This is a genomic window from Chitinophaga vietnamensis, assembly GCF_902167635.1.
Taxonomy (GTDB): domain Bacteria; phylum Bacteroidota; class Bacteroidia; order Chitinophagales; family Chitinophagaceae; genus Chitinophaga; species Chitinophaga vietnamensis.
Genome location: NZ_CABHMS010000010.1, coordinates 17,532 through 38,363, shown reverse-complemented (window position 1 = coordinate 38,363; position 20,832 = coordinate 17,532). Strand labels below are relative to the sequence as shown.

At 49.6% G+C, this 20,832-nt stretch carries 17 protein-coding genes; 10 read left to right on the top strand and 7 right to left on the bottom strand.

Annotated elements, in window-relative coordinates:
* Positions 1-2: 2 nt before the first annotated feature.
* Positions 3-590 carry a hypothetical protein gene (locus FPG75_RS23375; protein WP_143310465.1) on the top strand — a complete coding sequence of 196 codons (588 nt, stop codon included), beginning with the start codon at positions 3-5 and terminating at the stop codon, positions 588-590.
* Positions 591-607: 17 nt separating this feature from the next.
* Positions 608-1,903 (top strand): radical SAM protein, encoded by a 1,296-nt coding sequence (locus FPG75_RS23370; protein ID WP_143310464.1) that lies wholly within the window; start codon positions 608-610, stop codon positions 1,901-1,903.
* Here the strand turns inward: FPG75_RS23370 and FPG75_RS23365 are convergent.
* Positions 1,897-2,829 carry an AraC family transcriptional regulator gene (locus tag FPG75_RS23365; protein ID WP_143310463.1) on the bottom strand — a complete coding sequence of 311 codons (933 nt, stop codon included), beginning with the start codon at positions 2,827-2,829 and terminating at the stop codon, positions 1,897-1,899. The genes FPG75_RS23370 and FPG75_RS23365 overlap by 7 nt on opposite strands.
* Before the next feature lie 270 nt (positions 2,830-3,099).
* Between FPG75_RS23365 and FPG75_RS23360 the strand changes: the two genes are divergently transcribed.
* Together FPG75_RS23360 and FPG75_RS23355 are read left to right on the top strand one after the other, a co-directional pair.
* Positions 3,100-6,165: a SusC/RagA family TonB-linked outer membrane protein gene (locus FPG75_RS23360; protein WP_143310462.1), complete on the top strand. Its 3,066-nt coding sequence runs from the start codon at positions 3,100-3,102 to the stop codon at positions 6,163-6,165.
* A gap of 40 nt (positions 6,166-6,205) precedes the next feature.
* Positions 6,206-7,615 (top strand): SusD/RagB family nutrient-binding outer membrane lipoprotein, encoded by a 1,410-nt coding sequence (locus FPG75_RS23355; RefSeq protein WP_143310461.1) that lies wholly within the window; start codon positions 6,206-6,208, stop codon positions 7,613-7,615.
* 142 nt (positions 7,616-7,757) lie between these two features.
* On the opposite strand, the gene FPG75_RS23350 is transcribed toward FPG75_RS23355, so the two are convergent.
* On the bottom strand, positions 7,758-8,981 hold the full coding sequence (locus tag FPG75_RS23350) for an MDR family MFS transporter (protein ID WP_143310460.1): 1,224 nt from the start codon (positions 8,979-8,981) through the stop codon (positions 7,758-7,760).
* A gap of 112 nt (positions 8,982-9,093) precedes the next feature.
* On the opposite strand from FPG75_RS23350, the gene FPG75_RS23345 reads away from it, so the two are divergent.
* The 3 genes from FPG75_RS23345 (at position 9,094) to FPG75_RS23335 (ending at position 12,925) form a co-directional block, all read left to right on the top strand.
* Positions 9,094-9,978, top strand: a complete 885-nt coding sequence (locus tag FPG75_RS23345; protein ID WP_143310459.1) for a hypothetical protein — start codon at positions 9,094-9,096, stop codon at positions 9,976-9,978.
* 159 nt (positions 9,979-10,137) lie between these two features.
* A complete protein-coding gene (locus FPG75_RS23340; RefSeq protein WP_143310458.1) occupies positions 10,138-11,619 on the top strand; it encodes a DUF5723 family protein in 1,482 nt (493 codons plus the stop codon).
* 16 nt (positions 11,620-11,635) lie between these two features.
* Positions 11,636-12,925 (top strand): bifunctional folylpolyglutamate synthase/dihydrofolate synthase, encoded by a 1,290-nt coding sequence (locus tag FPG75_RS23335; RefSeq protein WP_236652884.1) that lies wholly within the window; start codon positions 11,636-11,638, stop codon positions 12,923-12,925.
* On the opposite strand, the gene FPG75_RS23330 is transcribed toward FPG75_RS23335, so the two are convergent.
* The 5 genes from FPG75_RS23330 to fbp form a co-directional block, all read right to left on the bottom strand.
* Positions 12,926-13,486, bottom strand: coding sequence for an NUDIX hydrolase (locus tag FPG75_RS23330; RefSeq protein ID WP_143310457.1), 561 nt, complete (start codon positions 13,484-13,486; stop codon positions 12,926-12,928).
* A gap of 12 nt (positions 13,487-13,498) precedes the next feature.
* Positions 13,499-14,026, bottom strand: a complete 528-nt coding sequence (locus FPG75_RS23325; protein ID WP_143310456.1) for a YfiT family bacillithiol transferase — start codon at positions 14,024-14,026, stop codon at positions 13,499-13,501.
* A 15-nt stretch (positions 14,027-14,041) separates the two neighbouring features.
* The gene (locus tag FPG75_RS23320; protein WP_143310455.1) at positions 14,042-14,806 is read right to left on the bottom strand and encodes an ABC transporter ATP-binding protein; all 765 of its coding nucleotides are present in this window, start codon (positions 14,804-14,806) and stop codon (positions 14,042-14,044) included.
* Between the two features lie 146 nt (positions 14,807-14,952).
* Positions 14,953-15,447 carry a CAP domain-containing protein gene (locus tag FPG75_RS23315; protein WP_143310454.1) on the bottom strand — a complete coding sequence of 165 codons (495 nt, stop codon included), beginning with the start codon at positions 15,445-15,447 and terminating at the stop codon, positions 14,953-14,955.
* Positions 15,448-15,565: 118 nt separating this feature from the next.
* On the bottom strand, positions 15,566-16,579 hold the full coding sequence (gene fbp, locus FPG75_RS23310) for a class 1 fructose-bisphosphatase (protein ID WP_143310453.1): 1,014 nt from the start codon (positions 16,577-16,579) through the stop codon (positions 15,566-15,568).
* A gap of 143 nt (positions 16,580-16,722) precedes the next feature.
* Between fbp and FPG75_RS23305 the strand changes: the two genes are divergently transcribed.
* From FPG75_RS23305 to FPG75_RS23295, 3 genes are all read left to right on the top strand, one after another.
* On the top strand, positions 16,723-17,991 hold the full coding sequence (locus FPG75_RS23305) for an aspartate kinase (RefSeq protein WP_143310452.1): 1,269 nt from the start codon (positions 16,723-16,725) through the stop codon (positions 17,989-17,991).
* A gap of 82 nt (positions 17,992-18,073) precedes the next feature.
* Positions 18,074-18,331 (top strand): hypothetical protein, encoded by a 258-nt coding sequence (locus tag FPG75_RS23300; RefSeq protein WP_143310451.1) that lies wholly within the window; start codon positions 18,074-18,076, stop codon positions 18,329-18,331.
* A 59-nt stretch (positions 18,332-18,390) separates the two neighbouring features.
* Positions 18,391-20,829, top strand: a complete 2,439-nt coding sequence (locus FPG75_RS23295; RefSeq protein ID WP_143310450.1) for an outer membrane beta-barrel protein — start codon at positions 18,391-18,393, stop codon at positions 20,827-20,829.
* Positions 20,830-20,832 lie beyond the last annotated feature (3 nt).

Sequence of the window (20,832 nt, the reverse complement as noted above, 5' to 3'; positions counted from 1 at the left end):
ACATGTACAAACTGCGCATATTACATCCCAACGCGGCCAGCAGGCTAAGGCTCCTGCCTGTGATGCACGGCCTCGTCGGGATTTTATTTCTCTTCAATGCCATCGGCATTTATCGCGGACAGCAGCCCAACTGGTTCCTGGTGGTGTTTTTCATCGTACTGGGCTTTGCAAGCCTCGCCTTCCCTTTCATGGCCAGGCGTTTTAAAAAATTCACCGAAGCTAACGTGGTAGCGCGGATGGTACAGGTATTTATCTGTCTTACCGGCAGCCTGTATTTTCTGTCGCACCTGCAACCATTGGCAGGCGTACTGCTTTTCATTACCGGATTGGGCATGGCCTATATCGGCTGGGTGGAGTACCGCATCTTCCAACCCGTGTTCATCAGCATGGATACTACTGGCATTATGCTGCCTACCACCTTCTCTCAAAGGCTGATTGGCTGGAACGAGCTGAATAACGTAATTTTGCGCAACGACCTGTTCACGATCGACTTCAGGAACAACAAGATCCTGCAACTGGAAATACTGGACGAACCGGGAGCCACACAGCGGGAAGCGCTCAATGCCTTCTGCCAGAGCAGGATCCATTAATATTCTAAATACAGACCATGTTAAAACAGACGCCTTATATATTGTATTCCGATGGAGAGGGAAATATCTTTGAAGATACCTCCCTCCATGTAACCGGCCGCAGTGGCTGGGATGCGTGGCCCATCGAAGCAGATGAATGGATTGAGTTGCCCGATGGCGGAAACCTGTATGAGCTGCCAGGCCGCCGTGGCATCGGCATCAATGCGAAGACCGGCGAAATGGAGCTTTGCGACAAAGGCTGGGCTGTAGCGGCTTTCATACCACCGGCACATACCGGCTTTTATCTCGCAGCCTATGAGACCATGCCCGATGCGCCCACCCTGCCGCTGTTCTGCTACACTGCGGTAGGCTGGCTCGATGGTAAATTTTACGTACCGGCCACACGCATCGAAGCGGATATCCGCCAGGAGTGCGCCGGCTTCGATGATAAAAAAGTGAAGCAAGGCGTGAAACAGTTGCTGGAAGCGTATCCGCATAACCGGCTGGTACAGCACCTGGCCGACAACTGCGCACTGACCTACCATTGCCCCGCTGCACGTAATTATTTTATGGGCAGATGGGAATGCCCGATCCCTTCTTCCCCCGCCTGTAACGCCAATTGCGTGGGATGCATCTCTTTCCAGCCGGAAGAAGAAAGCATCGTATCTACACAGGACCGTCTGCGTTTCAAGCCTACGGCAGAAGAGATCGTGGAATATACCGTGCCTCACCTGGAAACAGCGCCCTATCCTATCGTGAGCTTTGGCCAGGGATGTGAGGGCGAGCCGCTGCTGATGTGGGAAACCATCCGTGAATCGATTATCGAGATACGTAAGCATACCCCTAAAGGCAGCATCAATATCAATACGAACGGCAGCAAGCCCGATGCCGTGAGAGCCTTGTGTGAAGCGGGTCTTAACAGCATCCGCGTGAGCCTGAACTCCGCGCAGGAAAAGTATTATACCCCTTATTACCGCCCTAACAATTATCGTTTTGAAGATATCGTTGAAAGCCTGAAAGTGGTACGCGAGTTTGGCGGCTGGACCTCTATCAATTATTTCGTGTTTCCTGGTATGACCGACAGTGCAGATGAATATGAAGCGCTGCGTAAGCTGATCCGTGAAACCGGCCTGAATATGATCCAGTGGCGCAATTTCAACATCGATCCTGACTGGTATCTTGGCAAATTAAATATTACGGAAACCGGCGAATGCCTTGGTATCAAACAGCTGCAAGAGCTGATCCGGGAAGAGTTCCCGGATGTGAAGTTCGGTTATTTCAATCCGCCGATGGAGCGTATCACCGGCGATTATATGAAAGACTTCGCTCATTGATCTCCATATTCTTCCAGTTCCAGTATGTGCCCATCTCTATGCGCGCCATCATCACCGAAACGGTATTTGCGCGCATAGGCTGATGGCGACATGCCTGTCACTTTTCTGAAAACCCGGTTAAAGGTGATGGGGTTGTTGTAACCGGTAGCATAAGCTACAGAGGCGATACTGTCGAACTCCCCGCTGATGATCTTCTTACAGGCAGCATTGATCCTGATCTCGTTCAGAAAACCCAGATATGTTTTGCGTGTGTGTTTCTTGAAGTATTTGCAGAAGGCATAAGTGGTGAGATGCGCCACCGATGCGATCTTGCCCAGTGTAATGTTTTCGGCGTAATGTTCCAGTGTATATTGATAGATATCGTTCATGCGGAGACCTTCCGATTCGCTGTAAGCATAGCGGGAAAAGCCCGTGGATAGCGACTTCCAGTCTTTCACCTGTTTGGAGAAGAAGAGCAGCATGCTCACGAAGGCGAGCAATCTTTCCGGGCCGTGCAGGCGGGAGATGCGGAGGATATCTGCCGCTGTTCTCTCTTCATAAGCCGCGGGCAATTGCAGGCTGGTGCGGGTGAGAAGGAGGAATTTTTTTACGGTATCCATCTCTGGCAGTGCCAGCAAGCCTTTGAGGGCATTGTCGTGATCGAAGAAGATATGAATGGCGTGGATGTTCTTTTCCTGAAGGTTTTCAAAATACTTTGCATCGCCCTTGAACATGTGCGGTTGGTTGGCGGCGATCACATAGATCTCTCCGGCTTTGAAGGGCTGGGTGTAGTTGCCTGCGATGAGCGTGCCTTCCCCTTTGATGATAAGTGTTACCTGCGCTTCCTTGTGGCGGTGCAGGTAGTTGTAGAAATAGGGAAGTATGTCTTCCTGTATTACTACAGAGCCTTCGTCGGCAACAGGTACGGTAAATTGAATGACTTTCATTAACCAATTTTACTCCTTTTTTGCCAAAAACCGTATTTGCAGGACAATATTTGTTTATCGTTTAACAATTTTTAATAATCCTTTCGAGAGAAGGAATGACAATATCTGATCAGTTTTGGTTAATCGTGATAAAGAAAATCTTATTTACACCATCTATTTTTGATTTGAAATCATGCTGAATTATTATATCAACCACTTATATCAAAGAGGAACAGGAACATATATTTCCTACGGCAACACTTTATCTATTCAACCAGTAATTCATCATCTATGCTTTTAAAAAAGAGGAATAGCTGCCTGCTATTAATGCTGCTATTGTGCCATGTTATTGCGGTGGCGCAACAGGGGCTTATTTTACGTGGTAAGGTCACTGCAGAGGATGGCAGTGTGATCCCCGGCGCCGCGGTAAGAATGAAAGACAACAAAAGCAAAGGCGCCGTAACGCAGGAAGACGGCAGCTTCAGCTTCAATGCCGGTGTGAACAGCGCAACGCTGATCGTTACCGCCATTGGTTTTGCGCCACAGGAAGTGAATGCCGGCACAGGCGCGCCTGTTACGGTGAAAATGCAGAAAGATACCAAAGCGCTGGACATGATCGTAGTAACGGCACTTGGTGTGAAGCGCGACAAACGCAACCTCACCTTCAGTTCGCAGGAAGTGAAGTCGGAAGAGATCACCCGCACCAAAGAGCCGAGTGTGCTCAATGCCCTTACAGGCAAGGTTTCCGGCGTACAGATCACTTCCACCTCCGGAACGCCTGGTAGTTCTTCCCGTATCGTGATACGTGGCGCTACCTCCATCCTGGGCAACAACGAAGCGCTGATCGTGATGGATGGCGTACCTATCGATAACAGTGAAACCAATAGCAACCCCGGTGGTGGCGGTGGTTCCAGCCGCTTATCCGATATCGATCCGGCTATCATCGAAAGTGTGAACGTATTGAAAGGCGCTGCTGCTACTGCATTGTACGGTTCTGCCGGTGCGAGAGGCGTAGTGATGATCACCACCAAAAAAGGCCTGGTGAACAGCAAACCAACCATCACTTTCAATTCCGACCTGGGTTTTGACTGGGGCATTCTTCCGGAGAGACAGAATAAATATACGCTGGGATCCGGAGGAAAATATTATGACGGAGTAACCAACAAGGCCGGTGCGTCCTGGGGTGCCCGTATAGACACATTGCGCGTGAACGGCCAGCCAATCAAAACACATAATCTGATGAAGGAATTTTACAGAACAGGCATCTACACCAATAACAGTTTGTCTGTAACCGGTGGTACAGATAAATCAGGTTACCTGCTGTCCTATTCTTATCTCAATCAAACCGGTATTGTTCCGAACGATGATTATAAAAAACATAATCTCTTCGCAAAATTCAATACGACCATCTTTGATAAACTGACAGCCACATTCCAGCTAGGTTATTCCAATGCTGAAAAGAACACACTGCCGGAAGGTTACGGTCTTACAAGCCCGCTGTTAGTACTGAACGCAGCCCCTGTCTCCTACGACCTGAAGCCTTACCTGCAACCCGATGGTACGCAGCGTCTATATCGGGTGCTACGCAACAATCCTTACTGGATTGTCGACAATGTGCTTAACCACACTAATACCAACCGTTTCATGCCAGTGCTGAATTTCTCCTATGCACCTAACAGCTGGTTATCAGTAACGGAAAGGCTCGGAGCAGATATCTATAACGTACAGCAAGATTTTCATGTGAATACAGGTGATGTAAGCTATGTAACGGGTTACATACAAAATACCAACACTGCTTACCGTTATTACAGCCATGATTTCATTGTGCAGGCGAGGAAAGAGTTTGGCAAATTCAATACCAGCCTGATGGTGGGTAACAATATGCAATCCACTTACAGCCAGGATGCCACGCAGGCCGGCCAGGGGCTTGCCATCAGCGGGTTCTATAACATTTCCAACGCGAGTAAAGTTACATCAACAGAATCACATGTGCTCTCCCGCAAAGTAGGGTTTTATGCACAGGGTGATGTGGAGTTCAATCGTTACCTGATACTGGCCTTGTCTGGTAGATTAGATGGTTCCTCTGTACTGTCTACGGATCATATGTATTACCCATATGGATCAGCAGCACTTGGTTTTGTTTTTTCCGAACTGCTTTCCCCTTCATTAAAAGAGAAGATCAACTTCGCCAAACTGCGGGTATCGTTTGCAGCTGTGGGCAACGACAATGTATTGCCTTACAGTAATAAAACACCTTATACACAAGCGAGCAAACAACCAAATAGTGACTATTCCATTGGCGGTTACATGAGCGGATTGTCGTTCCCTTATCTGGATCAGAACGGCTTTGTACGAGTAAGCACATTAGGTAATCCGAACCTCCGCAATGAATCCATGAAGGAGTTTGAAACGGGCCTGGAAACGCGCCTGTTCAACAACCGTATTGGCTTTGAAGGCTCTTACTTCCATCGCAAAATGACCAACGGCCTGATCCCGGGCGCGCAGATATCTCCTGCCACCGGCTACACCGGCACTACACTTAACTCTGCAGAGATGACCACCAATGGTGTGGAGTTGTTGCTCAATGCCACTCCGGTGAAGAGCAAAGATTTCAGCTGGGATATAACTGCCAACTTCTCCAAAATAAAAACAATGGTAGACAAAATCGCTCCCGGCGTACCTAATACCAATATCGGGTTTGTATATGCCATTGAAGGCCAACCTTACGGAGCTTTCTTTTCCGACAAGTTTGCCAGAACAGCTGACGGGCAATTACGTATAGACGCCAACGGTATACCAGTAAGAGCAGACGCTCCCGGCATTATCGGCAATATCAGCCCTGACTGGATAGCTGGATTGAGCAACAATTTCCGTTATAGGGATCTGTCGCTCAGCTTCTTTTTTGACATGAAAAAAGGCGGCGATATCTACAACCAGGACGAACAATATGGCTATGCATATGGTACGGCCAAAGTAACGGAAAACAGAGATAAACCACTTGTGATCAAGGGCATCAGCGACGTAACCGGCAAAGAGAATACGGTAGCGGTGAGTGCGCAATCGTACTATTCTGCCATGTACAACATTGGTGAAAACTTCATCCAGGACGGTACTTATATCAAACTGCGTAATGTGTCTTTATCATACAATTTCAAACGTGCATTGCTGGCTCATTCCAGACTGAAGGACCTGTCGCTTACAGTAACCGGCCGCAACTTGTGGGTGTACAAACCTCATTTTACCGGTCCTGATCCGGAAGTAAATTCTTTTGGTTCCGGCAATGGCAGCATAGGTATGTATGCGTACTCTACGCCCACCACACGCAGCATCCTGTTCAGTCTGAAAGTATCATTCTAACGGTGACGCCTATATTATTTTGAATGGAAAAACTCTGATCATGAAAAGAATCAAGCTATATATATGTTCCCTGGGATTACTGGCTGCCACAACCAGTGGTTGTAAGAAGTTCCTCGATGTAAACAATGACCCGAATAACCCATTGGATGTATCGGAAAACCTGTTGCTCGGTCCAGCCGAAGCCAACGTGTCCAATGTGATTGCTTCCGGCAATACCTCCATGCTCATTACCGCCTGGATGCAGCAAACCGCGCAAAACCAAGCCGTTCCCAACAGTGACGTATATCAGGTGAACAGTGGTACTTTCAGCGGCTACTGGAGCTCCTTCTACAATGTTACTTTATACAATCTCTATCTGTTGCAGCAAAAGTCGGCCAAGAATGGCAATTCCGCCTATACAGGTATCGCGAATGTATTATTTGCTTACACACTAGGCAATGCAACTGATCTATGGGGCGAAATACCCGACAGCAAAGCATTTCAGGGCGGCGAAAACCTGACGCCTGCTTACGATAGTCAACAACAGATATATACCCACCTTCAGGTATTGCTCGATAGCGCCATCACGCAACTCACAGCTAACCGTGGTGGCAAAAAACCCGGCAAAGATGATTTTTTTTACAAGGGCGACCTCAACAAATGGCTCAAAGCAGCTTATTTGCTGAAAGCACGCTTTTATATGCATCTCAGCAAAGCGCCGGGCTTCACGGCAACTGCACAAGCCGACCTTGCATTGAATGCGCTGCAAAACAGTATGACTGCTAATTCCGATGATATGGTATTTCCGTATGATGGCAGTCCAAATTCATCTTGTCCTGTTTTTCAGAACTATAGTACCTTATCGTCTTCCACAGTGGTATTATCTTCTAAACTGGTGGATTCGCTGGTGAAACGCAATGATCCTCGCCTGCCTAAGTTAGTAGCTCCCGCCCCTTCAACAGGCCAATACAATGGTAGGATTCCTGGCGATGATATGCCTGGTGCTATTATTGATTACTCCACCCCCGGCCCCTTCTATGGCAGTGCTAATTCCGGCAATTATGTCCTGAACTACACAGAAGCCATCTTCCTGAAAGCCGAAGCCACCTTGATTAAATCAGGTTACGCAGCGGCATCACCGATCTACCGCGAGGGCATCAAAGCACATTTCATCAAACTCGGCATCGATACCACCGGCACAGCCGCACAGGCCTATCTCGCTGCACGCGGCTACCTTACCGCCGCTGATGCCTGGGAAAAGCTGATGGACGAAAAAGCTACCGCCAACTTCCTCTCCATCGAAAACTACACCGACTGGAGAAGAACCGGCTACCCTCACCTCAACCTCGTGAAGAACGCCGTTACCACCACCATCCCTACCCGCTTCCTCTACCCGCTGACGGAAAGGTCCTCCAATCCCCAACCACAGCAGGATGCAAAGATCACAGACAAGGTATGGTGGAATCAATAGGAAATTGTCCTGCTCAGGATTATAAGGATTAAAAGGATTAGCAGGATTTTATTACAGAATTAAAAAAGGATTCGCGAAGATCATGTCGATTTGATCTTCGCGAATCCTTTTTTAATTCTGTAAAAAAATCCTGCTAATCCTTTTAATCCTTATAATCCTGAGCAAGACTAACTTCGCGTTTCAGCCACATAAATCCTGCGGCAGACAAGATGCATCCTCCGGCTGTGATGAGCCACCAGGGCTGGAAGCCGAGGCGCTGCACCACGAAGGCGCCGGAAGTGGGAGAAACAATATTGGCCAATGAATAAGAGATCGTATACAACGCCGCATATTGGCCTCTGTTATGATCTTTGCTGCGAGATATCCAGAAACTGTTCATGAAGGGCAAACAGAACATCTCCCCGAAAGTGATGGTGACCATGAAGATGACCGCCACCAGCCACAATGGCGGCATCAACGCCAGTAACACATAAGCAATACATACCGTTAATGCCCCGCGGGCAATAAAATAAAGATTGGATCTGGTGCCTTCCAGTCGGTACACCATCACCATCTCGATGAGCGCGATCATGATACCGTTGATAGACATGTTCAGCCCGATCGACCATTCCTCCATGTGCAACACATCCTTGAAATAAAGCGGAACAATGCTGGAGAACTGGAACAGGCAGATCGCGTTGATGGTACCGAAGATGATAAACCAGATATAGATACGATCGTGCCATACATGGCCGCCGGGTAGTTTTGCTTTCTTTTCCTGTTTGGGCGGCGCCGGCACTGGTGGCAGGAATACGCGCATGAGCAAGGCCGCGCCCATGCAGGTGCCGCCATCTACCCAGAAGAGCAGGTTGTAACTGTGTTGCGCCAGCAAGCCGCCGATGGCGGGCCCTACAGACCAACCGAGGTTCACCGCCAACCTGTTGAGCGCATAAGAACGGGTCCGGTTCTCCGGCAAGCTGTAAGCCGCTATGGCAATACTGTTGGCCGGACGGAAGGCGTCGCCAACGGAGCTCATCACAAACACACAGGTACAAATCTGCGGAAAGGTGTGCATCTGGCCCAATAAAATAAATAATAAACCGTTAGAGAAGAGGCTCCAGAATTGTACCTGGTAAAAGCCGATCCTGTCAGACAGCCATCCGCCGAGCAGCGCGCCAACAATAGCGCCGCTGCCAAAGCAAGCCATCACCAGGCCCGCCTGCGCGATGCTGAAATGCAGGTGCTTGGTAAGATAAACCGTCATGAACGGTATCACCATAGTACCCGATCTGTTGATCAGCAATACCAATGACAGCCACCAGGTGGCGGGAGCCAGGCCGGAATAAGCATTTCGATAAAGTCCGATGGTTTGTTGGATAGGTTTCATAAGCACTCTTGCAATTTAACAAGATTGTGGCAGGATTTTTTCTGCTTTATAATATTTTAAAGCAAGATGTAAGCAGAATATATAACTTTGAACCAAAGTGGCGGCAAAAACTATGGAGAAAAAAAACAGCAAAAAAAATCTACAGGCACTGGGCGTAACGATTGGCGTACATGCGTTACTGTTAGTAGCATTTGCGTTCGCGGGCTTCTCCGCGCCGCCGCCATTGCCCGACCAGGACCTGGGTATGGAAGTGAACCTCGGTACCTCCGATGATGGAATGGGAGATGTTCAGCCGCTGAACCCCAATCCGCCTGCTGCCTCCGCGCCTGCGCCCGCCCCCGCAGAAAGCGAAGCCACTGCTGCCAAAGACAATGCAGAACCTCCACGGGATATCGCCACACAGGATGAAGAAGATGCGCCCGAAATCAAGAAGCCGGAGAAACCCGTAGTAAAGCCTCCCAAAGAATTACCGAAAAAACTGGAGCCCAAACCGGAGAAGCCAGCGAAAAAACCCAGCGAAAATCCGCCCGCTCCTGCCCCGCCAGCTCCCAAGCCCAAAGCAGTATACGGCGGCGGCGCCACCGCCCATGCCAATAGCGGCAATGGCGCAAATGGCTCCAACAATGCTACCGGCGAAGGTAATACCGGCCGGCCGGGCGACCGTGGCCAGCTCAATGGCGATCCTAACGCTAAAGGCTATACGGGCGGCGGACTCGGTGGCGGACGTTCCGATTTCCGCCTCAATGGCCGCAACCTGATCGGCAGGCCCAATGTTACTTACGACAGCAACGAATCCGGCTATATTGCCATCAACATAAAAGTGAATCAGCAAGGCAACGTGATCTCCGCCACCTTTAACATGCGCGGTTCCACGCTCAGCAACGCCCAGCTGATAGATATTGCGAAGAAAGCCGCTACACAGCTGAAATACAATGCCAACCCGGACGCGCCGGAAGAACAGTTTGGCACCATCCGTTTTTATTTTAAAGCAGAATAATATTTTTTGTCAGGGTGAGTGAGAGAGAAGTGTTGGGAAAATTTTTCACAACGGTTAAAATCTATTGCTCCTTTGTTTCCTATTTTCCATCCTATGCGTAGAGCAACAACGCGCCATAAAGCGTTATTCCGAAAAACCTTTTATCTTTTCAAGCCAACAATGACTGTTACTAACCGTATCTTTCTTTTGTGCGCGATCCTTATGTTTGCCGGCTGTAGTATTGCCATGGCACAGTCTTTCGCCGGATATCATACCAGCCATTATGCCGGTATCTATGGCGTGCTGTCCAACCCCGCCAGCGCTGCCGGCACCCGCTACCGCTGGGATGTGAACATCATCGGCGCAGATGGCAAAGCAGGCAATACCTACGTCAAATACCCGAAATCACTGCTCTTCAATATACCGGATACCTTCCGCAAGAACCAGGATTTCTTTCTGGATACATCGGCCAAACGCAAACAGAATGGCTGGGAGATGGCCGAGATACTGATGCCCTCCGTCATGTACTCAATCGATGAAAGGCAGACGGTATCCTTCATCTGGCGCATCCGCAGCAGCGCCAATGGCGGCCCGCTCAGCACCGAGCAAGCCAATTTCTTCGGCAACAGTTTTCCGAATGCGGCTTATACAGGCCGCAATTACACCATTGAACATGCGGCCGTAAGCGCGCATGCCTGGAATGAATTTGGCTTCAGCTATGCCCGCGTGATCAAAGAAACTTACAGTGGCGTATGGAAAGCAGGTATCACTTTGAAATACCTGGGCGGTATCGCCGCCGGCTATGCGGCAGTCGATAATGCCACCTTCGGCCTCAATACCCGTCGTGATGCAACTATCTACAGCGGCACGCTCAAATACGGCTATAATGAACAGGCCGACCACTGGCAATCGCCTGCCATCAGCAATTTAAAGCTATTCGAGAATCCCGGTATAGGCGCGGATATCGGCGTGATCTATGAATACCGTCCCGACAACGACGGCTTCGGCAAATATTCGGGCGACCACTGGAACCCCGGGGCCGACGAATACAAACTGCGTTTAGGCCTCGCCATCACCGACATTGGCGGTATCGGCTATACGAAATCCAAAACCAATACAGATCTCAATCTCACCAAAGATCATATTAATCCAAATGCCCTCACCTACCGCAAGAATGAAAGCCTGCAACAATATGCGCGACGCCTGAATAGTTACTTTACGCCGATCGATTCCAATGATCATTTCTTCATGGCGTTGCCTACTACCTTGCAGCTCTCCGGCGACTATAACATCGACGGACGTTTCTTTGTGAGCGCCAATGCGGCCATCGCGCTGAACGGCGGCCAGCACTCGCTCGCCAAAACCTACGCCCTCACGCTGTTCCAGATAACGCCGCGTTATGATACTGATATCTTTGGCGCTTACCTCCCCTTTGTCATCAACCGCAACGGGCAGGCGGATCTTGGCGCAGGCATACGCATTGGGCCATTGTTGATCGGCTCTACCAGTATTTTTACAAACCTCCTCAGGCATAAGGTGGATCATGCAGATGCTTTCGTAGCTTTGCGGGTAATACCGATCCATTTCAAACGTGGCGGCGGCAGTGGTGGCGGCATATTCCATATGCGCAAAAAACAACTGGGCTGCCCGGTGAATAACTAACAACGAAACATTAGCCATGCACACGTACGCCGAAACGCTGGATTTCCTTTACCAGCGCCTGCCCATGTTCACCAAAGTGGGCGCCAGCGCCTTCAAAAAGGATCTCCATAACACCATCGCATTACTCGAACTGAATGATAACCCGCATCACCGCTTCAAATCGGTGCATGTGGCAGGCACCAACGGGAAAGGCTCTTCCAGCCATATGCTGGCCGCCATCTTCCAACAGGCCGGTTACAAAACAGGACTGTACACCTCTCCTCATCTCCTCGATTTCAGAGAACGTATCCGGATAAACGGACAAATGATATCAGAAGCATTTGTCATTGATTTTACGGAGAAGATGCGGATGCATCTCGACACCATCTCTCCCTCTTTCTTCGAGCTTACCGTAGCCATGGCCTTCGCCTATTTTGCAGCCGAGCAGGTAGATATCGCCATTATAGAAACCGGTCTGGGCGGGCGTTTGGACAGCACCAACGTGATCAGGCCGGAGCTCTCGCTCATCACCAATATCAGCTATGATCACAAGAACCTGCTAGGCGAAACCTTAGCCGAGATCGCCGCTGAAAAAGCAGGCATCATCAAGGCCGGCGTGCCGGCGGTGATCAGCGAAACGCAAACTGATATCAAATATATTTTTGAACAAAAAGCTGCCGCGGAAAATGCGCCCCTGCATTTCGCCGACCAGGAATGGATGGCCGATGGCAGCCGTATCAGCCTCTCGCAGCTGGAACTAACGTTACTGGATACACGCCAGCAGCAGATGCATCATTTCAAGCTGGACCTCAGCGGCCAATACCAGGAAAAGAATGTGATGGGCGTATTGTCTGCCATCAAAATACTGCAACAGCGCGGCTGGCATATTACGCAGGAACATATCCATGCGGGCCTGTCGCACGTGAAGAAACTCACCGGCCTGCGTGGCCGTTGGGACGTGGTGAATGAACATCCGCTCACTGTGCTGGATGTAGGCCACAACGAAGCGGGCATCATCGAGATCATGCAGCAGCTGAAACATGTGAATTACCAGCAGCTGCACATTGTAGCAGGCTTTGTGAAAGATAAAGAAGTAGAAAAGGTATTGCCTTTGTTCCCGTCTACCGCACATTATTATTTCTGTAAGGCGCAGATACCCCGCGCCCTCGATGAGGTGACACTGGCGGAAATGGGCGCTGCATGCGGCCTTGAAGGCCGTGCCTATGCCACCGTGCAAGAGGCATTGCAAGCTGCCAAACAGCATGCGCATCCCGATGATATGATACTCATCTGCGGTAGCTTCTTTATTGTAGCGGAGGCGATGTAATTATTTCACCTGCATCTTCCCGAGATGCAGCAAGGCATAAAAGATACAGGTCACATGCAAACTTTGCAGCAGCTGGTGTTCCAATACCAGCTGTTGCACTTCTTCCAGCGGCATGAGCACTACTTCAATTTCTTCATTATGATCCAGCTGTTGTTCGCGTATCTTTTTACCGCCCGTGGCGAGGAACATATGCGTAAGATTATTGCTGGATGCAGGATTGGGGGCGATGGAACCTAAGGGGATCAACTCTTTGAAAGCGTAGCCCGTTTCTTCGAGCAGTTCTCTTTCCATGGCGAATTCCGGTGAAGGGTCGGTGGCATCCATCGTGCCGCCGGGTATTTCCAGCAAGGTTTTGCCGATACCCTGGCGGAATTGCCGGATCATGATCACCTGTCCATCTTCTGTAAGTGCTACGCCGTTTACCCAGTCGTTATATTCTAATACATAATATGGTTCGATGATTTTGCCGGAAGGCGTTTCACATTTGTCTTTGCGGGCGGTGAGCCAGGGGCTTTTGAACAGGTATTCAGAAGCGAGCGTTTTCCAGTCCAGGTTACTCATAGATCAATATTTTTACCAGCCCATTCTTTCTTTGAGTCCGGTGATATGTGCAAGGTGATGGCGTCCGTGCCAGGAGTAGTTGGCGATGTGGCCTTTCAGGTTGTACTCGATGCCGGAAGCCGGATGAATAAAGGTGCGTTGCAGCAGTTCCGGCGCCAGGTGATCGTAGAGATTGACCCAGCGGGTATGCAGGGCATGCAGCAGCGTGATGGATACGTTCACCGGCGTGTGCGCTACGTCCGGTAGTTCGGCCCAGCGGTCTTCTTCATAAGGTTTGATCACGGGCTTATCTTCCGTGAGCGCCAGTTTCAGGCGGGTAACAGCGTTGATATGACTATCGGCCAGGTGGTGCACCACTTGTGCTACCGTCCATCCGCCGGGCCTGTAGGGCGTTTGAAGCTGGTGCTCGTCCAGGTCCTGTATGGCGATTTCCACGAGAGATGGCAGATAACGGATATCGTTGATGAAGCGTTTGATCTCTTCAGGAGAATAGTCCTGTTTCATTTCAAAGCGGCCTATCGGATATTGCAGTGCTTCCATAACAACAAATTTTAGCTATGCTTCGCGGAGGTCTTTTCCGGTAAGGTGGATGAACACATCTTCGAGATTGGCCTTCTTCACTTCTTTCTTACGTTCAAACCCTTGTGATACGAGCTTGTCGATAAGCGCGTCCGGTGAATCCAGTGCGATGATCTCGCCGCTGTCTACGATGGCGCAGCGATCGCAGAGGAACTCCGCTTCATCCATATAGTGGGTGGTGATCACTACGGTGGTGCCTTGTGCGCGTACCTGCTGGATAAGGTCCCACAAGTTGCGGCGGGCCTGCGGATCGAGGCCGGTGGTGGGCTCGTCCAGGAAAATGATGCGGGGCTTGTTAATGAGCGTGGTAGCGATGGAGAAGCGCTGCTTCTGGCCACCAGAGAGTTCTTTATACTTGGCGTTGGCCTTGTCTTCCAGGTTGAACATCGCCAGCAATTGCTTCGGATGTACAGGCTGATTATACAGGCCACCGAACATTTCGATCAGTTCAGTAAGCGTAAGACCGGGATAGTAACCGGAGCTTTGCAGCTGTACGCCGATGATCTTTTTAATATTGTTAGGATCTTTGTCGAGATCATATTCCCCTACCCTCACTTCGCCGCTGGTCTTTTCGCGGAGTGTTTCGATGATCTCCAGCGTCGTGGATTTGCCGGCGCCGTTAGGCCCCAGCAGCCCGAATATCTCTCCTTCATACACCTCAAAACTGATGCCTTTTACCGCAGTGAATTCCCCGTATTTCTTCACGAGGTTACGCACTTCGATGATCTTTTTCTTTTCCATGCTGCCAAATTATAAATTAATTACGAATTAAGAATTAAGAATTACGGCCCATAGCGTAGATCTATTAGATTAATTACGAATTAAGAATTACGGCCCACAGCGTAGATCTACGCTATGGGCCGTAATTCTTAATTCGTAATTCGTAATTAATGTTTAATAAATACCTGTGTGAAGAAGGTAATCCGGCCATTGCCCTTGGCAGTGCCGATCCCGATGAGGTTATAGTCGCCCAGCATATTGCGCCGGTGGCCCGGACTGTTGATCCATCCCTGCACTACCTGTTCGGCATCGAGGGTGCCGTAGGCAACATTTTCAGCGGCGGCGCCTACGCGGCCCATCTGTTTGGTGATGATGGCAACGCGGTTCTCAAAGCCTTCATGGCCGAAACCGGTGCTGCCATTGGCCATATTGCGGCTGTGGCGGCGCGCCTGCACGCTGATGCTTTCATCCAGCTGCAAGGGCTTCAGTCCTTTGGATTGACGGAACTTGTTGGTGTAATACAATATCTGCTCCTCGAGGTTTCCACCGCCATTGCTGCTGCTGTCGGCGCGGCTCGCACCACGTGTACATGCACTCACCTGGAATGCGGCGAACAATGCTACCAGCAATAAAAAGATGTTGCGGCTTTTCAAAATTGACATAAGGGAAATGGTTAAGAATTTAAAATGATGAATAAATAAAAGACTGATACCAGCCCGGTTCGTTTAACAAGTCTTGTACCAAAGTGTGTAAAAAAAAGAGGCCTGATGGCCTCTTTTTTTATTGCTGGTTGACAATGTCTTTCCAGGTTTCCATCATATTTTTCGATCCGATGAAGATCGGTATGCGTTGATGCAACTGCGCCGGTTTCAGCTCCAGCAGCCGCTGACGGCCATTGGCCATCGCCATGCCACCAGCTTTTTCCATGATGAACGACATCGGATTACATTCGTAGCAAAGCCGCAAACGCCCGGATGCATACTTGCCAAAGGCAGGGTACATAAAGATACCGCCCTGGATAAGCGTACGGTGGATCTCCGCCACCATACAGCCTACGAAGCGATGACGGTAGATGCGGTCATGTTCATCGCGCGCCATGAAATGATCGATAGACTTGCGGATTTTTTCTTCGTAGAGATGATAATAACCAACGTTCACCGAGAAGATATCACTCTCCGGCGGGCATTTGAGATTGGGGTGCGACATGCAGAACTCACCGATGGAAGGGTCCAGCGTAAAGCCTTGCACACTGCGGCGCGTAGCGTATACCATCATGGTAGAAGAGCCATAGATGATATACCCCGCTGCAATCTGCTGGGTACCGGGCTGCAGGAAATCTTCCAGCTCACATTCGCTGCCTTCGGGCGATAAACGGCGGTATACCGAGAAGATCGTTCCGATAGACACGTTTACATCGATATTGCTGGAACCATCCAGTGGGTCCATGAGCACCACATATTTTGATTTTTTCGAGTGTTCGTCGGTGAAAGCGATGAAGTGCTCATTTTCTTCGGAGGCTACCCCGCAGCAATAGATGCTGGTTTCCAGGGAGCTGATGAACTGCTCATTGGCAAATTCATCGAGCTTTTTTACAGACTCGCCCTGTACGTTGGTTTTCCCGGCTTCGCCAAGGATATCCGCGATACCGGCTTTGTTCACCTCCACATTTACGCGTTTCGCAGCCAGGCCAATGTCTCTCAACAAACCTGATAACTGCCCGGTAGCACCGGGGTAATTACGCAATTCCTGGATCGTAAATTCGTCCAGTGTCATAACCTTCTGCTTATGATTCATAACGTTAGTAGGTTTTCGGGGCGAAATTACAGGAATTGCCACTATTTTAACGAAACTGTCATTTCTCTGTAAACAGATTTTAAAACAATTCTAAACTTGCCTTATTTTGCCAAATAATTTTTTAACAGAAGACAAACTATCACATGAAGGTTTTCAAGTTTGGTGGTGCAAGTTTAGAAAGTGTTGAACGTATCCGCCAGGTGGCGCAGATCGTGCAATCATTCCCCGACGACAAGCTGTTGATCGTGATCTCTGCCATGGGCAAAACGACCAATGAGCTGGAAAAGGTGGCCCAGAACTATTTCCTGCGCAAGCGCGAGATAGCCGCACAGCTGCTGTATAATATCGAACAGCAACATAAAACAGTAGCAGAAGCGCTGCTTGGCAACAGCCAGCACCCCCTGTTCGCGCAGCTGCAACAGTTCTTTACCGAAGCTGAATGGACATTGGGCGAAAAACCCCTGCGCAGCTACGACTACTATTACGACCAGCTGGTGAGCCTCGGCGAACTGCTCAGCACCGCCATCGTGAGCGCCTACTTCAATACTGTCGGGCTTTCCAACACCTGGCTGGATGTACGTGATGTTTTCCGCACCGATGATACCTTTCGTGATGCCAATATCGACTGGGAATATACCCAACGCCAGGTGACCGACAAGGTACTGCCGCTGTTCAATACCGCCAATATCGTGATAGCACAGGGCTTCATCGGCAGCACCGACCAGAACGAAAGCGTGACACTGGGCCGTGAAGGCTCCGACTACTCCGCCGCTGTTTTTGCCAATATGCTGAACGCCGAAAGCCAGACCATCTGGAAAGATGTGGAAGGCCTTAAAAATGCAGATCCCAAGCTGTTCCCCAATACCGTGAACATTCCCGAGATCAGCTATGGCGAGGTGATTGAGATGGCCTACTATGGCGCCCAGGTGATCCACCCGAAAACCATCAAGCCACTGCAAAATAAACAGATACCCTTGCTGGTTAAATGTTTCCTCGACAAGAACCTGCCCGGCACCGTGATCCGTGAAGTGGCCGACAGCCGCCAGCTGCCGCCTATTATCGTATTGAAAAAGAACCAGGTGCTGCTCACCATCACCTCCAAAGATTATTCATTTATTACGGAAGATAAGATCAGCGATATCTACGAGATATTCCATGGCCTGAAAGTGAAGATCAACCTGATGCAGAACGGCGCGATCAGTTTCTCCTGCTGTATCGATAATAACCCGGAAAAGATAGAACTGCTGATCAAGACCTTACACAGCGATTTCAAGATCAAGTATAATGAAGGATTGGAATTGCTGACTGTCCGTTATTACCAGGACGGCCTGCTGGAAGAACTGAGCAATGGCCATACGGTGCTGTTGGAACAACGCTCGCCGGTGACCATCCAGCGCCTGCTGAAGCGGTAAATTTATCGACCCAAGAATTTTTTTACTCCCTTGTGCAACTTTTTTCAGGCTGGTACGTCTTTAATGCAAACAAAGCTCCGGTATGAAAAAAGTTGCTGTCTTTATAGCCTTCTGCGCCCTCGGCCTGCTTGCTGTGGCCTGCAAAGGCAAAATCAATACGCAAACCCTGTCGGCCAGCAGGCCGGACATAATGCCTGTTTACCTGATCACTGTAGGACATATCCTGGAAAATGAACCGTCCCCCGCCACCCCTGCCTGTACGCCCGGCAAGGTAAGTACCCGGACAGCCCAGGTCAAAGACGCATTAATTTCCATCTTCCAATTCACTCAACATAGATAGGGCCGGAATCAATTCCGGAAGGAATCAACATTGCTTAGAGAAAATAACTGAACGATAGTATGAAAAAGTTCATTGTCGTATTGGGAATGCTATTTCAAATTGTATATGTATCCCATGCCCAGCAATCCCCTGCTGGCACAATCAACCTGAAAGTCACGGATAAAACTGGTAAACCACTTCCTTTCGCCAGCGTATTGCTGCGGCATGTAAAAGACTCTGTACTCGTTAAAGGCGAACTCACTACCGAAGACGGCAACGCCAAATTCGAAAAGATACCTGACGGCAACTATTTCGTACAGGCGTCACAGTTAGGATATAATACACATTATTCAGCATCATTCAACATCGGCGCAGGCCACAAGAACATCTCCCTCAACACCGTGCAGCTGGAATCATTGGCAAAAAATCTCCAAGCTGTGAACGTGACCGCCCAGAAACCTTTCATTGAAAGGGAAGCCGGCAAAACCGTGCTGAACGTGGAAAGCAGCCCTACCGCCGCCGGTAACACCGCGCTGGATATCCTCCGCCGCGCACCGGGCGTACAGCTGGACCAGAACGAACAACTGCTGCTGAAAGGTAAATCCGTACAGGTGATGATAGATGGTAAACTCACTTATCTCACCGGCGATCAGCTCACCGATATGCTCAAGAGCACCGCCGCGGAAACCATCGCGCAGATAGAGATCATGACCACTCCTCCCGCCAAATATGACGCCGCCGGTAACGGTGGTATTATCAACATCAAAACAAAAAAAGGCAAACTCACGGGTATCAACGGCTCAGTGAACGCAACACTGTCGCAAGCCTACTACGGCTTCTACAGCGCTGGCGGCAACTTCAACTGGAGAACCACGAAGTTCAACCTCTATGGTGACTTCAACCGCGGCGACCGTCCCTTCCGTGTTACCCGCGAGTACAGCCGGAATGTGAAAGACAGTATCATGACCACCGCACTGCGCCAAAGCGTAGCGCATCGCAACGAGTTCATCAACAATACCTACAAAGCCGGACTGGACTACTTCCTGGACGACAAAAACACCGTAGGCGTGCTGGTGAACGGCTATGCCAACTCTTTCGGCAACAGGATCATCAGTCAAACCAGGCTGGGCCAGGTTAATCAGCAGCCGGACTCTGTGCTGCATTCACTATCACGGAACGATAACCACTTCGATAACGTAGCCGTTAACGTCAACTACAAAAGCGTACTGGACACCGCCGGTGGCCGCGAACTAAGTGTGGACCTGGATTACGCCCGTTTCAACAACCACCGGCACCTAACGCTGAACGATAGTCTGTACGACATGCACTCACAAAAGTTCCGCAACTTTAACGGCATACAGAACTTCGGCACCACGCAGATCACTATCAAAAGCGCCAAAGCCGACCTCTCCTGGCCACTCGGCAAGCAAAGCAAAATCGAAGCAGGCGTAAAAGCCAGCTTCGTTACCACCAGCAACATATTCCAGTACGATTCCCTGCTGAATGGCCACTACATTACTTCTCCAGGCCTGAGCGATCAGTTCAGGTACCAGGAAGATATATATGCGGCATATGCCAGCTATAAAAAAGCCTGGAAAAAATTCAGCATGCAGCTCGGATTGCGCGCAGAACAAACCAATTCCGAAGGTACCTCCTATTCCGTGAAAAGCAGCGTGAAAAGGACTTATCTTGATTTCTTCCCCAACATCAACCTGGAAGAAAAGATCAACGACAAACACAAGCTCAACCTGGCCTATACCCGCAGGATCGAAAGACCGGAATACAGCCAGCTCAATCCGTTCCTGTTCTATCTCGACCGGTACACCTTCGGCCATGGCAATCCCTACCTGCGTCCGCAGTATTCAGACAACACAGAGCTGTCGTACATCTTCAAGGATAAATATATCCTCACGCTGGGATATAACCGGACAAAGGATTTCATTGAAGAATTCATTGAACAGAACGACAGCACCAAAGCCAGCATCAGCGTAGCGATGAACTATAACTGGAGCAAGGCCTACACCGTATCGCTCACCATCCCCGCTGATTTCACCAAGTGGTGGCACATGGATAATAACATGAATACCGGCTACAGCCAATTCCATTTCCAGGGCATCAATGGCGGCGCCGCAGTAACACGCAGTTCTTTCACCTACTATATCAACAGCACCAATACATTCACCTTACCGAAAGACTACAAAATAGAGCTGACGGCCTTTTATGAGTCGCCCTTCGTATATGCGCTGTTCGACGGAGTAGCGCGGCATAATATGAACATTGGTATACAGAAGACTTTCCTCGACAAAAAGGCTACGATCAAACTCACTGCCAATAACCTCTTGCAAAACCAGTTCTACAGGGGCAATGCGAAATATGCCAACCTGGATATGTCTATCTACAATACCTGGCAGTTTAAAACATACAGTATTTACTTCAGCTATAAATTCGGCAGCAGCTCCATCAAAGCAGCGCGTGACCGCCAAACGGGGACTAGCGCGGAACAGAAGAGAGCGGGTTGATAA